We start from the raw sequence: 15,824 nt of genomic DNA, 5'->3' as shown, positions 1-15,824 counted from the left end.
TTTGTATAATAAAAAAAGGCTCCCTCGATGCCTTGGTGGCTAAGGGATACTCTTAAATAAAAAAGCTAGATTTACAGCAAAAAGAGGCTGTTCCACAGTCTATCTCTCACTGATGGAACAACCTCTTAACCTACTGCTGTATTCTATGATTTATCAATCTATAAATAGGGAACGTATAATTTATCGACCTTTCCCCGTCATAGCATTTCTCTATATCAATTGATGTTATTAACGACGGTCTTTAGGGCCGCCTACAAACGCTTGCTCCTCGGTATCCAGATTATAAGCTGTATGCAACGCTTGGATAACCTCATGAAGCTTTCCAGCTTCAATTACACACGATACCTTGATTTCGGATGTGCTTACCATTTTAATGCTAACGCCTTGCTCGGCCAGCACGGCAAACATTTGTGCTGCAACACCCGGGTGGCTAACCATTCCTGCACCTACAATGGAGACCTTCACCAAATTTTCCTCAGACGTTACTTCACGGTATGGAAGCTCTCCGCGAATACCTTCCAGCGTCTTAAGTGCAGCTTCACGATCCGTTAGAGCTACCGTAAAGGAGAAATCTGCTTTTCCTGCCTCAACCCCGCTCTGTACAATAATGTCTACATCAATTTTGGCTGCTGCCAGTGTTCCGAAAACTTTCGCCAGTACACCAGGGATATCTGCAACGCCCAAAATACTGATTCTTGCTACATTTTTATCATATGCAATTCCACTGACTACAACGCCTTGCTCCATTACTGCATCCTCCTTTACGACTGTTCCTTCATTATGGTTAAAACTAGACCGTACAATCAACGGTACCCGGTTATGTTTGGCATACTCTACCGCACGGGGATGTAAAACAGCCGCACCTAAATTGGCTAATTCCAGCATCTCATCATAAGAAATTTCTTTTAGCTTACGTGCCACCTTCACAATCCGTGGATCTGTTGAATATATGCCGTCCACATCTGTGTAAATTTCACAGGCATCCGCTTGAATTGCCGCCGCCAGCGCAACGGCCGTCGTATCAGAACCACCACGTCCCAGCGTCGTAATATCTCCATCTGCAGACATCCCCTGGAAACCAGCTACAACAACAATCTTGTTGTTGCTCAGTGCATCCAGCACACGCTGAGGTTGAATATCCGTAATCCGTGCCCGACCAAAGTCAGATTCAGTACGGAAGCCTGCCTGCCATCCCGTAAACGATACCGCTTCATGACCCAGTTGCTGAATAGCCATCGACAACAATGCGATTGAAATTTGCTCGCCTGTCGTCATCAACATATCCAACTCACGTGCAGGCAACTGCTCATTTAATAATTTGGCCTGGTCAATCAATTCGTCTGTTGTGTCTCCCATTGCGGAAACGACCACTACACATTGATGCCCTTCACTCTGTTTCTCAACGACGCGTTTTGCCACGCGTTTCATGCGCTCCGTGTCACCGACGGAACTGCCTCCGAATTTCATGACATACAAAGACAACGATATTCACTCCCTCAGACTCAACAGTATGTAACCTTGAGATGGCACCAAACGATTTGAACGTGACATCCTGCGGCATAACTTTAGTACAGTATAATACGAAAGTGCTGTGTGGAGCCAATGTTTTTTAATATTCGTACATATAAAAATATCCTCTGCCCTTAATAAGGACAGAGGATACCTGAAAATGTAAATTCTATGCGCGAGACATGTATTTGCCGTCACGAGTATCAATTAACAATACGTCATCTTGGTTAATAAACAGAGGAACTTGAACATTCAAGCCTGTTTCCAGTTTGGCATTTTTGGTTGCACCTGTAGCTGTATTCCCTTTAATACCTGGTTCTGTTTCAATTACTTTGAGTTCCACGCTAGTAGGCAGGTTGATACCCAGGATTTCTCCGTTGTAGCTTATGATATTTACATTCATGTTTTCTTTCAGGAAGTTAAGCTCCCATTTCAGCTGATCGCTGGACAATGTAAATTGATCATATGTTTCGTTGTCCATGAATGTATGATCGTCTGCACTAGCATACAGATAAGATACACCACGATTTTCGATTTGCGCCCGGCCGATTGTTTCACCCGCACGGAATGTACGTTCAACCGTATTACCATTACGCAGGTTTTTCAACTTGGAGCGTACGAATGCTGCGCCTTTACCTGGTTTTACGTGTTGAAAATCCAGAACTGTAAAAATATCTCCGTCTACCTCGACGGTCAAACCTGTTTTAAAATCATTAACGTTAATCACTAAAATACCCCTCCTACAGGACTGTTATCGTTATTAAACGACTGTAAATTCTTTGCTCGAATGCGTTAATACTTTGATGCCGCTATCTGTAATAACGATATCATCCTCGATCCGTACACCGCCCAATCCAGGCACATAGATACCTGGTTCGACCGTTACAACCATACCCGGCTCCAGAATATCATCACTTGCCTTCGACAGACGTGTAGATTCATGCACTTCAAGACCCAGACCATGACCTGTACTGTGTCCGAAATTGTCTCCATACCCATGGCTAGCAATAATATCCCGGGTCAGCGCATCCGCTTCACGGCCTGTCATGCCCGGCTTAATATGTTCGAGTGCGTGAAGCTGCGCCTTAAGTACAATATCGTAGATCTCGCGCAACTGAGGCGCCAAATCCCCTTGTGTAGCCACTGTACGGGTCAAATCGGAGCAGTAGCCATCCAGCAACGCACCAAAATCAAACGTAATCAGCTCACCTGCTTGTACTAACTTTGCACTAGCTACTCCATGAGGCAATGCCGAACGAACTCCGGATGCCACAATCGTGTCAAATGAAGAAGAAGTAGCTCCCTGCTTGCGCATGAAGAATTCCATTTCCAGATCCAGCTCACGCTCGCTGACTCCTGGTTTGATGTAAGGTAAAATGTGTGCAAATGTAGCATCTGCCAAATCCGCTGCCCGTTGCATCACTTCGAGCTCTTCCGCATCCTTGTACACCCGCAGCTTTTCCACAATGCCCGATACCGGAACCAGCTTAATAGGTGACAGATCTTCGCTATAAGCTTTATGTGTCGCAACAGTTACATCATCCTGCTCAAAGCCTGTTTCGCTAATCTGATGGGAAGACAGCAATTCTCTTACTGTTTCCATGACCTGCGCAGCGTGCTGCACTACCGTAAAGCCTTGGGCTTGTTCGGTCGCTTGTGTCATATAACGAAAGTCAGTCAGCAAATAGCTATGGGATTCTGTAATCAGCACATAGCCCGCTGAACCTGTGAAGCCTGTCAAATATCGACGATTGACAGGGCTGGTAATCAGCATAGCCCGCAGGTTATGCTCGCCCAGCGCCTGCCGCAACTTTAGCACCCGGTCATTCTTCATCTTCATTCCGCTCCCCTCTGTCAAATAACCAAATGCTATTTTAACACAGGGGATAGGCGCTTGAGAAGTTTTTGTTACGTTCTGTCCCCAGCCTTCTCAGGCTCGCGCATTCTTTCATCCGTATACTCGACAGCAACGGTATATCCGATAAATAGTCCCCACAGTATAAATACGCAAACTTCCGTATATATGGAATTCCATGTTAATCGATAAGGAGGGTTCATCATCCCTAACTTAGGGCCTGTTAACACAAATAAAATAACCCACCAAATCAGACCGTATATAATACCGGGGATTGGGCCATTAAACCTGCGCAAAATCAGGGTGTACACCAATGACGCTACCACGGACAATCCAATAAAAAACAGCAACCCCACCAAATGCCCCGCCATGGTGTTCATGAACGAATGCTTGAAAAACGGCTCTGCCAGAAAGCCAGGCGCCACTACTGTAAAGTGCAGCGTATAAAACAGCCAGCGCAGCAACCCCCAGAGCAAACCCGCAAAAAAACCCAGCTCAAGTGCAAAGGGAATGAGCGGTGTATGTAATTTGCCTGACTGTTGTCTGCCTCTGTTACTGTTGTCATTATGATTACGTTGATTTTGAGATTCACGGGACTGTTCCTGATCACGACCTATTTTCGGTATAGAGTAAGTTTCACTCATGTGCTTGGATCTCCTTTCAAAATGAATAAATTTTCTCATGGTGAGGACTCATTGTTATAAGGAAAAGCATGTGTACTTCCACCAAATTCGTGCCTATCCATTTTGAGAGGTAGTATGCTCCAATGGGGAGCAGTTTAACAATGAAGTCGAAGAGTGGATTTAATAATCTTTGCATTGACAAAATTTCAATCCTGTTTCATAATATATTGATGAAAATGATAATCATTATCATTTTATAATACGTTTATACAGGAGAACGCAATCTATGAAAAAGGGATTTATCGGATTCTTATTGTTACTGACTTTTATGCTCACACTGGCAGGTTGTGGAGCAACTGACAATGCAGCAGATAAAGGTCAGACAACTACGTCGGGCAGCAAACCCACTGAAGCAGCGACCGGTCCTGTGACAGTAAAGCATAATCGTGGTGAACTCACGCTTGACAAGCCCGCGCAGCGTGTCGTGGTGCTTGAATGGACATTTACGGAGGATTTGATTGCATTGGGCGTTCAGCCAGTTGGTAATGCGGACAATGCCAACTATAAGGTGTATGTGACTCCAGAGGCGGCTCTGGACAGTAACGTGGTCGATGTCGGTACACGCAACGAGCCTAATTTGGAGGCGATTGCTTCATTAAAGCCGGATCTCATCATATCCAATTTTGATGGGAATGAAGCAATCTATGAGCAGCTCAAGGCCATCGCACCGACGATTGAATATAATCTGAACGATGGTAACGGCTACGACTATGATAAGATGGTGAAGATTTTTAATAGTATCGCAGTCGCTCTTGGAAAAGAGGATAAAGCTAAGCAGGTGCTTGCCGATCTGGACCAGCATTATGCCGAAGCCAAACAAAAGCTCGCCGCTGCAAACAAATCGGATTTCCATTTTATACTGACACAAGCTTTTACTTCGCAAAATGCAGCCAGTCTGCGTATGTTTTCAGATAATTCAGTCGTTGTGGGAACACTGGCGAAGATCGGTTTGGTTAACGATTGGAAACCGAGCAAGGTTGAATCGTATGGCTTTTCAACGGTTGGCATTGAAGCTCTGTCAGCCGTTCAGGACAGCAACTTTATCTATATTGTACAGCCAGACGATAATGTTTTCGGCTCATCTATGAAAAACAATTCTGTTTGGAACGGTTTGAAATTCGTCAAAGAAAAACGTACTTATCCGTTGGCCAGTACAACATGGACGTTTGGCGGCCCGGTCTCGTCAAAAGGACTGGTGGATGAGACTGTCGGGGCAATTACGCAATGAATTTGATCTGGCGATTCCGTCTGATTTTATAACTGGCGATAATAAGCATTTATGGGGGCAGTCTGACCGCTCTCATAAATGCTTTTTTAAACCTATGGCATGATATCTCCCCACACTACAAGGATTTCCATCTTCTCCGTTATGATTAAATTTCCTTTTCGAATGATAAAATTAGCAGGTCACTACATCCCATTTTCGTCTAACTAGATATTCCCTTCCAAATTCGATACAATATACAAAAAAGCATGTATTAAGAGAGGTGAGACGGTTGTCACAAGCATCCAAGCCTGTGAGCTACGGCGGTCAGGCAGTCATTGAAGGTGTCATGTTCGGCGGCAAGCGTGTCAATGTCACGGCAGTTCGCCGCAAATCTGGCGAAATCACATATTTGGAAGTACCACGTAAGGAGCAATCCTGGGTGTCCAAATTCCGCAGAATTCCGTTATTGCGGGGGATTGTCAGCATCATCGACTCCAGTGCCAAGGGTACCAAGCATTTGAACTATTCAGCCGATGCGTATGCTGATGATGAAGTAGATCCGGAAGAACGCGCTGAACAAAAGAAAAAAGAGGAATCCCGTTGGAGCCTGAGCATGATGATCGGCGTGGCTGCGGTCGGTATATTGTCCTTCCTCTTTGGCAAAATTGTATTAACCCTGGTTCCGGTTGTTGTGGAGAGTTTCCTGTTTGGCGGCTTGTTTCACAACCAGATTTTGCATAATCTCGCTGAAGGAGCTATTAAGCTGATTTTGCTGCTCGCTTATTTATGGGGTATTTCCCAAACTCCGTTAATTAAGCGACTGTTTCAATATCACGGCGCGGAGCATAAAGTGATTACTGCATTTGAAGCAGGGGAAGAACTGACTCCAGCCAACGTACAAAAATATAGCCGACTGCATTATCGCTGCGGTAGCAGCTTTATTATGCTCACCGTGATTATCGGGGTACTCGTCTACTCCCTGTTTACCTACGATAATCTGTGGGAGCGCATGGGGCAACGTCTTTTACTACTTCCGATCGTATTGGGTCTTTCTTTTGAATTTCTCAAGCTGACCAATGCACTTCGGGAAATTCCAGTGCTTCGTTATCTAGGTTACCCCGGCTTATGGCTGCAGTTGCTTACCACCAAAGAACCGACCGATGATCAAGTGGAGGTATCGATTGCCTCATTTAAGCGTATGCTTGAATTGGATGCTGAGTTAGAAAATGTACCTGTAAAGGAGACTCTCAACAGTCCGGTCCTTGATCCTGTGAAAGGATGAGTGAATGATGTACAGACATGCCGTTATTTTCTGGCTTACCCTTGCTTTGGGCGCATATGGAATTGTAGATATGCTATGGAAAGGTAGCTGGGGCTTTCTCATTAGTTTACTAATCCCCGTCTTTATTTTTGCAGTTATATTTCTGCTGTACAAATACCAGCCAGGACAACGCAAGCGAACTCCCAAAGTTAAGCCCTCTGTGCGCACCATGGCCAAAACAGCCAGTGCACGTAAACAGCAGACTACAAGCAAACGCAAAGCGTATCCTTTTCATGTCATTGAGGGTTCCAAGGGCAAAAATGAAGAGGAACAACCTAAATATCATTAATCATTATCAACCTTTAAAATGTAACACAAAGGAGCCATCACCCGTGTTTTGCAATATGACCGGGAAGAGGCTCCTTTTTTACTTTATTTAAAATTACTTCAGCTGCCAGTAAGTGGTGCTTATTTCATGGCGTACATGGTATCTTTCATCAATTGATACTTACTATACTGCTGCTGGTAAGAAGTGATGCTCCATTTGTGGAAAAAAGCTTCTCCTGCCTGCACACCGGAAGCATACAACAAATCACTTTGCTCTGGTGAAATGCTGAATTGGGCAGTGCGGATACCCAATGTTGGAATTTTAATGGTCCGATACCGATTCTCCTGCTCAATGTACCGTTCATCATGTGCCGATAGCATGGTATCAAAAATAGCCTGCAGCATGGTCAATGGGCCTCGTATATAAGAAACCTTGGTCTCCGTCCCAGTTTTGCCCACCATTTGAAATCCTACCGTTGGAATCGTTTTGGCCTCACGTTCATTGACAGGCTCGTCGAAAAGCCATAGAGGCAGATTGCTGAGTAAGGCCCCATCAACAACAAATACAAATTGCTGGGAAAAGGTTTTTCCCTTGGCAAGTGCAGAATCAAGTCTTAACATAACAGGATCAAAAAAATAAGGGATACTCGTGCTCATCCGAATGGCCTTGGCTACCTCTAGTGAAGAGGGGTTTATACCAAAACGTTTGATATCCTCAGGAAGCACCAAAATGCGTCCATTCGTAATATCTGATGCAATAATGCGCAGCTTGCCAGGAGGTAGATCCGCGAATGTACGCACTCCTTTAGCTAGTAACAGCTCGCGTACCCAATGCTCCAGTGCCTCCCCTGAGTAGAGCCCTTTTTTAAGAAAGATACGTGCTGCTGGCCCAACCCACTTAATATTGAACACTGGAGAACGTCTTAACAACTTGACCAAGGGAGTTTTCTCAATTACGGCTTTCATTTCATCCGCCGTATATCCCGCAGCCAATAAAGCAGCTACAATAGCACCTGATGATGTACCAGCCAAACGATTGAATACAATATCATGCTCCTCCGCAGCCTTAACTGCACCCGCCAGCGATATTCCCTTAACCCCTCCACCCTGGAACACAGCATTGATCAGCATAGATCAAAAAACCTCCGTTCTCTTGGGAGTAAGCAGTTCTACTGCTTATGTATGAGAACGGAGGTTCATATAGAACCTAAATGATCCAATTTATATCATAATTGATAATAATTTTGAAGAAGTTGAATGAGTCCGTATGGATTTTTCCGCAAATGCTGTGCACTAAAATAAATATCCCCTTTGACCTGCTTATAATTCTCGTTCAGTTCAAGCTGCTTAATTAACTCTTGAGCGGATTGCCATCCTTTTTCAGGGGTGCCGATTTTATAAGGTGAATGGCCAATATACAGCTTAACATCTGAATTTTTGACCTCATTGGACCACCATGCGACAAGCTTGTCATATCCAGCCGCTGGGAAACCGATACTCCAGTAAATTTGTGGAGCTACATAATCAATCCATTCTTTGTTAATCCAGGTTCTTACATCTGCAAATGTCGTGTCATACGCAGTAACGCCTGCCTTGGTGTCTGAACCCGTTAAGTCCTGAGACTTGTTGCGCCACACGCCAAAAGGACTAATCCCGAATTGAACTTTCGACTTGCTGGCATGAATGCTTTTGCCCAAATCGCGAACAAAACTATTTACATTATCTCTCCGCCAGTCACCTTTGTTAGAGATTTTGTTGGCGTTATATGCTTTGAATGTCGCGTCATCATCAAAAGTCCCGCTGTAAGGATAAAAATAATCATCCAAATGGACACCGTCAATATCGTATCCGTTTACGACCTCCATAATCGCAGCAATGACATGCTGACGTGCAGCTGGAATTCCTGGATTGATGTACAACTGGCTACCATTCTTAACAATCCAATCCGGATGTTGATTAGCCACATGGTTTGCTGCCAAACCGCTAGTTGTTCCTGTAGAATTAGCACGGAACGGATTAAACCAGGCATGGAATTCCATCCCCCGCTTATGTGATTCACTAATCATAAATTTCAACGGATCATAGCCTGGATTTTTACCCTGGGTATTCGTTAAATACTTGCTCCATGGCACAAGATCAGACGGATAAAGCGCATCCCCGCTGGCACGAACCTGAACAAATACCGCGTTAATGCCCATACCCTGCAAATCATCGAGCATTTTTGTAAACTCCTGCTTTTGCTTCTCGGAACTGCTTCGTGCAGATGAAGAAGGCCAGTCTCCATTAATGGTGGAAATCCATGCTCCACGCATAGAGGTTGTAGCCTTCACCTGAGCCACATTTCCCTGTGAGGAACCTGAACCTTCCTCATTAGTAGAGGTTGACGGTGAGGTAACAGCGTCCTGTCCATCCTCCTTGGCTCCCTGATCGGTACTAACACTCTCCTGATTGCCAGATGCTGAGTTATTTGATGTTGAGCTGCTGTCTCCCACAGAAGTACTCCCAGCAGTAGAGGTACCTTCTTTACCACTGCTTAACGTAATGACCCGCTCTGAGGCTTGCCAGTCTACTTTTAACCCCAACTCTTCCCCAACAAAACGCAGTGGTACCATGACTCTCCCACTTGACATACGCGCAGATGCGTCCAATCGAACCGACTTGCCATTCACAGTAGCGCTTTGTGCACCATTATCCATAGATATATTTTTGTTCTGTGCTGTAATCGTTACCGTACCAGACGATGCCGACCAGTTGACCTGTGCGCCTAATCCCTCACTAATCACTCGCAAAGGAACCATCGTGACATTCGCGCCCTGTACAATGTACGGTGACGCATCACTTTGCAGGGACTGTCCGTCCAATATAATCTCAATCTCACCAGTTGATGCCGCTTGAACTCCAGGCACAATGGCAGTCTGTACTGCTAAGAGTAGACCCGCAGCCATGAGCCCTATTTTCTTCCGATTCATATCTTTATAATCCTCCGCTACCCCTGTTAATTTTAACCCCTATCTTGTCCTGCTATATAATGGATAGACGCTAATAACCAGATATTTGTTGCGGTCAGGAAAATAAAAAAAAGCATTGTCCGTAAGGACAGATGCTTTTAGGAATCCCCACTCAATTCCTTGTGTATGTCATGAAGCTGGCGCAAGCGATCTTCATCTCGGCGGAAATATTCAACCAATGTCTCGATACGTGTGATGGAATCCCAGCTCAAATGGTGTTCAATACCTTCCACATCTTTATATATTAGGTCCTTGTCAACCCCAATCATATCCAGAAATTGCTCTAGTAACTGGTGGCGGTCAACCAACCGTTTGCCGACCTTTTTCCCTTTCGGTGTCAAAATCAGTCCCCGATACTTCTCATATACAAGATAATCGTCCTTATCCAACTTCTGAATCATCTTGGTGACGGACGAAGGATGCACCTCCAAACCCTCTGCGATATCCGAGACACGAGCATATCCCTTCTCATCGATCAGTTGGTAAATGCGCTCCAAATAATCTTCCATGCTTGGCGTTGGCACTTGTTTCCCTCTTTTCTGTTATTGAACGGGCGCTTACCGCCTTCATTTCCTGCATTAAACCTACTATGTAATGATACATGTTATCATCGCTCATTGGCAAGTCTCGTCCCTCCACTCACATCTATTGCCACGATTTGTTCAATTTAAGCAGGGTACACTAATGTTGTCGCCCCTGTATCGTTACTTTCTGCGGAGATGCTTTAGAGTTGGACACCAGAGCACAGAGGATTTATTTCGAAAGGAGCGTTAGCCATGTCTACGCTTGAGCGTACTCCTGTCCAAATCAGAGGAACCAAGCCATTCATGCCTGATCTGGTGTTTTTTGAACCAGACGCACTAAATTATCCCAAAGGCCAGCGTATTATGGATTGGGTCAAAGCCAAGGATATTCCGTATCGTATGACGACCTCTCACAACCGAATTACCAATTTACCAGGTGAAACTGAAGTTGAAAAATACCGAATGGCAAAAAAGACACTGGTTGTCGGCATCCGTAAAACATTAACTTTTGACCAATCCAAGCCCTCTGCCGAATATGCCATCCCTATTTCGACCGGTTGCATGGGGCACTGTCACTACTGTTATTTACAAACAACCTTGGGAGCAAAGCCGTATATTCGCATCTATGTCAACACTGACGATATCATATCAGCAGCTAAAGCCTATATCGAGGAGCGGGCGCCTGAAATTACTCGTTTTGAAGCAGCTTGTACCTCTGATCCGGTTGGTTTGGAGCATATTACTGGATCACTTGGAGACTTGATTCGTTTCATGGCAGATGAGGAATTTGGCCGACTTCGTTTTGTTACAAAATATCATCATGTTGATCCATTGCTGGATATTAAACATAATGGCCATACTCGCATCCGCTTTAGCATTAATTCCGATTATGTTATTAAACAGTTTGAACCTGCAACTTCGCGCTTTGAGGAACGTATTGAAGCAGCAAGCAAAATCGCACGGGCCGGTTATCCGCTGGGGTTCATCATCGCACCCATCATTTGGTATGACGGCTGGGAAGAAGGATACGGAGAGCTGCTGCGTAGATTGGGAGAAACCTTACCCCAGCATGCTACGAAGGATCTGACATTCGAATTAATTCAGCATCGCTTTACCAAAACATCCAAAGCTGTTATCGAGAAGCGTTACCCGAAAACCAAACTGGAAATGGACATAGAAAAACGTAAGAAAAAATGGGGCCGCTGGGGCCAGAATAAATATGTTTATCCCGATGAACAACAAAATGCACTACGGGAGTTTATCACAGAACGCATTTTTGAACATTTTCCTTTAAGTCGTATCGAATATTTCACATAACCAGCATCCAATCCGGGGTAATCCGTTGTAAAAAAAGCGTAACATCTGTCATATGATCCGTTACCAGCAGACCGCCAGTGATCACAAGCAGCATGCCACCTATTTGGATAAGGATGGAAGTATAACGGGACGATAACTTAACAGAGCCTGCCAGCAAAGCCAATACAAAAAACGGAATCGCAAAACCAAGTGCGTAGCCAGTAATCAGCTTGAACCAAATGTGATGCTCTACTGCCGCCAAAGCGATAATAGCTGTTAGCATAGGACCGATACAGGGTGACCAGCCTGCCGCAAACCCAATTCCGATTACAAAGGAACCGGCGTAACCGGCAGGCTTCCATGTCCAGCGCAGCTTATGCTCTCTCATTAGAAATAATGGACGCACGAAACCAAGAGATACCAGGCCCATGAGTATAATAAGTAGTCCCGCTACGACTCTTAGCGTATCCCCATAATTGGCAAACCATTCTCCAAGCAACCCGACACTTGCCCCCAGTGAATAAAAAACAACCGAAAAGCCTAATACAAAAGCAAGCGTGTGTCCCATCGTACGATAGCGAACCTCTGCCCTGTGCCGTCCTTCAGCCAGTTCACGTGCCGACATTCCTGTTATATACGATAAATAGGATGGATATAGTGGCAAGCAGCACGGTGAAAAAAAAGAAACCAGTCCAGCAACGATGGCCAACCCGGCGTTGACATCTGACATCATCATTTCCTCCCACCTGTCTTAGTGAACACGCAGAGCAAATACAAGCCCTACCTACTAAAACATACGTATAGACAGAGAAAAATATGATGCAAGCCAAAAAGCGTATGCCTGGGAGAATAATATCCAAGCATACGCTTTTTACGTTCTTTTATTTTATATAGCCTCTTATTTTACAATCGCACCATTTGGCATACCATCCGGTACAGTGGCCAATGTAAGCTGATCCCCATGTGATGCTGCCAAAATCATACCCTGCGACAGCTCACCCCGAAGTTTTACTGGCTTAAGATTGGTCACACAGATCACCTTACGCCCAATAATATCCTCAGGTGTATAAAACTTCGCAATTCCTGATACCACCTGCCGCTGCTCATAACCGAGATCGAGCTGGAGCTTTAACAGTTTATCGGCCTTCTTCACAGGCTCACAGGCGACAACCTGAGCAACGCGCAGTTCTACCTTGGCAAAATCCTCAATGCCAATCTCTTCTTTCGACTCTGGTGCTTCCTGGCTCGCCTCAGATGCATTCTGCGGTTGAGCTTGTGTCGCAGCTTTCTCCGGTTTCTTACCCCCAGTCATTGCTTCTACGATAAAAGCAACCTCTTGCTCAGAGTCCAGACGAGGGAAGATCGGATTACCTTTGACCAACTGCGTTCCTTCTGGAATACGTCCAAATTGCTTGCCGCTATCCCATGTAGTCAGCTCCCCTTGACGAATACCGAGTTGTTCCCAAATTTGATGAGGTGCACGCGTCAAGAAAGGCTGAAGTAAAATGGAAGCAATACGCAAGCTTTCTACCAAATGCACCATAACAGATGCCAATTCGCGACGTTTTGCCTCATCCTTAGCCAGATTCCAAGGTTGCGTCTCGTCAATATACTTGTTGCTACGGCTAATAAATTGGCTAATTGCCGTTAAAGCCACGGAAAATTCCATGTTTTCCATAGCTTCTTCAACTTTACTATAAGTCGATGTTGCCATATCTACCAAAGCTGCGTCGAATGAGGTTACATTGGCTTCATAAGCGGGAACTTTGCCGTCAAAATATTTGTCTACCATTGCTACCGTACGATTCAACAAGTTGCCCAGATCATTGGCTAAATCCGAATTTACACGATCTACAAAACTTTCAGGTGTGAATGTTCCATCCGCTCCAAATGGCACCTCGCGCAGCAAGTAGTACCGAAGTTGATCCAGACCATAACGGTCAATCAACGTTACCGGGTCTACCACATTGCCTTTAGATTTCGACATTTTGCCATCTTTCATGAGTAACCAACCATGTGCAAATACTTTTTTAGGCAACGGAAGGTCCAGTGCCATCAGCATGATTGGCCAATATATCGTGTGGAATCGTACAATCTCTTTACCTACGATATGCACATTTGCTGGCCAAAACTTATCGTACAGCTCAGTATTAGAAGAGCCATACCCCAAGGCAGTGATGTAGTTGGAAAGTGCGTCAATCCACACGTATACGACATGCTTCGGGTCCCCCTTGACCTTAACACCCCAGTCAAAAGTTGTACGGGAAACAGCCAGATCCTCTAACCCCGGCTTGATGAAGTTGTTAATCATTTCTTTTTTCCGGGATTCCGGTTGGATAAACTGCGGGTTCTCTTCATAAAATTGCAGCAACCGATCAGCATACTTGCTCATGCGGAAAAAGTAACTCTCTTCCTTGACCAGTTCTACAGGGTGTCCACTATCCGGGCTCTTACCTCCAGTTACATTACCTTCAGCGTCCTTCACAACATCAACGAGCTGAGTTTCTGTGTAGTAAGTCTCGTCAGGAATGCTGTACCAACCTTCGTATTCTCCCTTATAAATATCGCCTTGTTTTAATAAACGATCAAAGATTTCCTGTACGACAGTCTTATGACGTTCCTCCGTAGTACGGATAAAATCGTCATTGGAAATGTCGAGCTTCCGCCACAGGTCTTGAATACCTGCCACAATGTCATCTACGAAACGTTGCGGCGTTTTGCCAGCTGCACTTGCCTTTTGCTCAATCTTCTGGCCATGCTCATCCGTTCCTGTCAAATAACGAACCTCATAGCCCCGTAGCCTCTTGTAGCGAGCCATCGCATCACCCGCTACCGTCGTGTAGGCATGGCCTATATGGAGCTTGTCACTGGGATAATAGATCGGTGTTGTAATGTAAAATGTGTTCTCACTAGACATGTATATTCCTCCTGTTTTGTTCACGACAGCAAAAGATTTGCTATCATGATAGGTACTCCAATTCATGAATTCGACACAAATTGGGCACAAAAAAGACCCTCGTCCCTATGGGACGAGAGTCACCTCACGCGTTACCACCCAAATTCCCTGTACCCTCGCAGAATACAGGCTTCACCGGTCACATCTGACCGCCCATTAACGCTGGATCACGCCTCCTCCTTACGATTGCCTCCTGAACATAGCTTCACTGTGGCAAATACGCTCGAAAAAGGTTCCTCCAGGACCATATTCAGGCTTCACTCCAGACCGGTTTTCAGCTAACTCCGGCTCTCTGTACTGGACGACTTACCTTACTCATCCCTTCACAGGAAAACAATATTAACCAAAATATAACCAAATCGGCATGGCGCTGTCAAGTCAGACCCTTCTCAGTATGGGTAGCCAAACGATCTTTGTCAGACTGATCTAACCCCTTTTTTGCAGGAGGGACCAAATCTACACCGCCGGGATGAAATGGATGGCATTTAGCTATACGCTTTGCAGCTAGCCATGAGCCTCTGAGCGCACCATGCACTTCTACCGCTTCCAGCGCATACGCCGAACACGTCGGATAGAACCTGCAGGTAGCCGGCTTTAATGGTGAAATGTAAGCACGATAAAACTGAATCGGAGCCTGTACCACTCTGCGTGTGGTGATTTTCATTTCAGTAGCCCCCGTGGCTGTGAATGTGACTGCTCGTCTGTTTGAAACCCCCATCCGAATTACTCTCAGTATGCCCATTCTTCTGCTGACAGTCTTTGCAATAACCAAAAATTTCAAACTTATGCTCGACGATTTGGAATTGATCTGTTGTATCTGTCATTTGCATTGGACAAAAAGAAATCGGCAATGTTTTCTGACAGCTCAAGCAAATCATATGGTGGTGGTGATGATGTTCATTACAGCTCACCTTGAACTTCATCCCATCCTCAAAAGATACCTGCTCCAGTACACCCAATTCCTGCATTACACGCAGATTGCGATATACTGTATCAAAGCTAAGTCCGCTGTACTTCTTACCCATATATTCATAAACGTCTTTAGGGGACAGATACCCTTCATTCTCGGAAAATAACGTGGCCAACGTCTTGCGTTGATCTGTAATACGCAGCCCCTGAGCGGACATCGTTGCGATAATCTCATCCTTTGTCAGCATGCGTTTCACCCTCCCCTGTCTATAGTTTCAGGTTTTCTGAT

General features: G+C 45.1%; 15 protein-coding genes. 4 read left to right on the top strand and 11 right to left on the bottom strand.

The genetic code is table 11. The features are described from left to right. Positions 1-228: 228 nt before the first annotated feature. From ACXHJ1_RS17005 to ACXHJ1_RS16990, 4 genes are all read right to left on the bottom strand, one after another. Positions 229-1,482 carry an aspartate kinase gene (locus tag ACXHJ1_RS17005; protein WP_025365165.1) on the bottom strand — a complete coding sequence of 418 codons (1,254 nt, stop codon included), beginning with the start codon at positions 1,480-1,482 and terminating at the stop codon, positions 229-231. Between the two features lie 196 nt (positions 1,483-1,678). Beyond that, a complete protein-coding gene (efp, locus tag ACXHJ1_RS17000) occupies positions 1,679-2,236 on the bottom strand; it encodes an elongation factor P (RefSeq protein ID WP_013371789.1) in 558 nt (185 codons plus the stop codon). 33 nt (positions 2,237-2,269) lie between these two features. Continuing rightward, positions 2,270-3,343 carry a M24 family metallopeptidase gene (locus ACXHJ1_RS16995; protein WP_340866109.1) on the bottom strand — a complete coding sequence of 358 codons (1,074 nt, stop codon included), beginning with the start codon at positions 3,341-3,343 and terminating at the stop codon, positions 2,270-2,272. Positions 3,344-3,417: 74 nt separating this feature from the next. Beyond that, on the bottom strand, positions 3,418-4,008 hold the full coding sequence (locus ACXHJ1_RS16990; protein WP_045244446.1) for a YqhR family membrane protein: 591 nt from the start codon (positions 4,006-4,008) through the stop codon (positions 3,418-3,420). Between the two features lie 265 nt (positions 4,009-4,273). Between ACXHJ1_RS16990 and ACXHJ1_RS16985 the strand changes: the two genes are divergently transcribed. The 3 genes from ACXHJ1_RS16985 to ACXHJ1_RS16975 all read left to right on the top strand — a co-directional run bounded on the left by ACXHJ1_RS16985 (position 4,274) and on the right by ACXHJ1_RS16975 (position 6,864). Then, entirely contained in the window at positions 4,274-5,275 is a 1,002-nt protein-coding gene (locus tag ACXHJ1_RS16985; RefSeq protein ID WP_016822300.1) for an ABC transporter substrate-binding protein, read from the top strand. A gap of 268 nt (positions 5,276-5,543) precedes the next feature. Next, entirely contained in the window at positions 5,544-6,536 is a 993-nt protein-coding gene (locus tag ACXHJ1_RS16980) for a DUF1385 domain-containing protein (RefSeq protein WP_016822301.1), read from the top strand. 7 nt (positions 6,537-6,543) lie between these two features. Next, the gene (locus ACXHJ1_RS16975; RefSeq protein ID WP_263560995.1) at positions 6,544-6,864 is read left to right on the top strand and encodes a hypothetical protein; all 321 of its coding nucleotides are present in this window, start codon (positions 6,544-6,546) and stop codon (positions 6,862-6,864) included. Between the two features lie 119 nt (positions 6,865-6,983). Here the strand turns inward: ACXHJ1_RS16975 and ACXHJ1_RS16970 are convergent, their stop codons facing one another. From ACXHJ1_RS16970 to mntR, 3 genes are all read right to left on the bottom strand, one after another. Further along, a complete protein-coding gene (locus ACXHJ1_RS16970; RefSeq protein WP_016822303.1) occupies positions 6,984-7,973 on the bottom strand; it encodes a patatin-like phospholipase family protein in 990 nt (329 codons plus the stop codon). Positions 7,974-8,068: 95 nt separating this feature from the next. Next, positions 8,069-9,811 carry a family 10 glycosylhydrolase gene (locus ACXHJ1_RS16965; protein ID WP_123797349.1) on the bottom strand — a complete coding sequence of 581 codons (1,743 nt, stop codon included), beginning with the start codon at positions 9,809-9,811 and terminating at the stop codon, positions 8,069-8,071. 137 nt (positions 9,812-9,948) lie between these two features. Further along, positions 9,949-10,374 carry a transcriptional regulator MntR gene (gene mntR, locus ACXHJ1_RS16960; protein WP_007430946.1) on the bottom strand — a complete coding sequence of 142 codons (426 nt, stop codon included), beginning with the start codon at positions 10,372-10,374 and terminating at the stop codon, positions 9,949-9,951. A gap of 252 nt (positions 10,375-10,626) precedes the next feature. Here mntR and splB point away from each other — a divergent pair, with 252 nt between their 5' ends. Next, positions 10,627-11,691: a spore photoproduct lyase gene (gene splB, locus ACXHJ1_RS16955; RefSeq protein WP_457904946.1), complete on the top strand. Its 1,065-nt coding sequence runs from the start codon at positions 10,627-10,629 to the stop codon at positions 11,689-11,691. Here the strand turns inward: splB and ACXHJ1_RS16950 are convergent. The 4 genes from ACXHJ1_RS16950 to ACXHJ1_RS16935 form a co-directional block, all read right to left on the bottom strand. Further along, positions 11,684-12,400: a cytochrome c biogenesis CcdA family protein gene (locus ACXHJ1_RS16950; protein WP_025365168.1), complete on the bottom strand. Its 717-nt coding sequence runs from the start codon at positions 12,398-12,400 to the stop codon at positions 11,684-11,686. The genes splB and ACXHJ1_RS16950 overlap by 8 nt on opposite strands. Positions 12,401-12,568: 168 nt before the next feature. Further along, a complete protein-coding gene (gene metG / locus ACXHJ1_RS16945) occupies positions 12,569-14,587 on the bottom strand; it encodes a methionine--tRNA ligase (protein WP_457904945.1) in 2,019 nt (672 codons plus the stop codon). Between the two features lie 412 nt (positions 14,588-14,999). Continuing rightward, positions 15,000-15,290, bottom strand: coding sequence for a membrane protein insertion efficiency factor YidD (gene yidD / locus ACXHJ1_RS16940; RefSeq protein ID WP_045244441.1), 291 nt, complete (start codon positions 15,288-15,290; stop codon positions 15,000-15,002). Position 15,291: 1 nt separating this feature from the next. Beyond that, entirely contained in the window at positions 15,292-15,783 is a 492-nt protein-coding gene (locus ACXHJ1_RS16935) for a Fur family transcriptional regulator (RefSeq protein ID WP_107733380.1), read from the bottom strand. Positions 15,784-15,824: the final 41 nt, after the last annotated feature.

The sequence above is a fragment of the Paenibacillus sp. ALE2 genome (assembly GCF_054113385.1).
The sequence above is the reverse complement of the archived record's forward strand: the minus strand, read 5'-3'. Positions and strand labels throughout refer to the sequence as shown.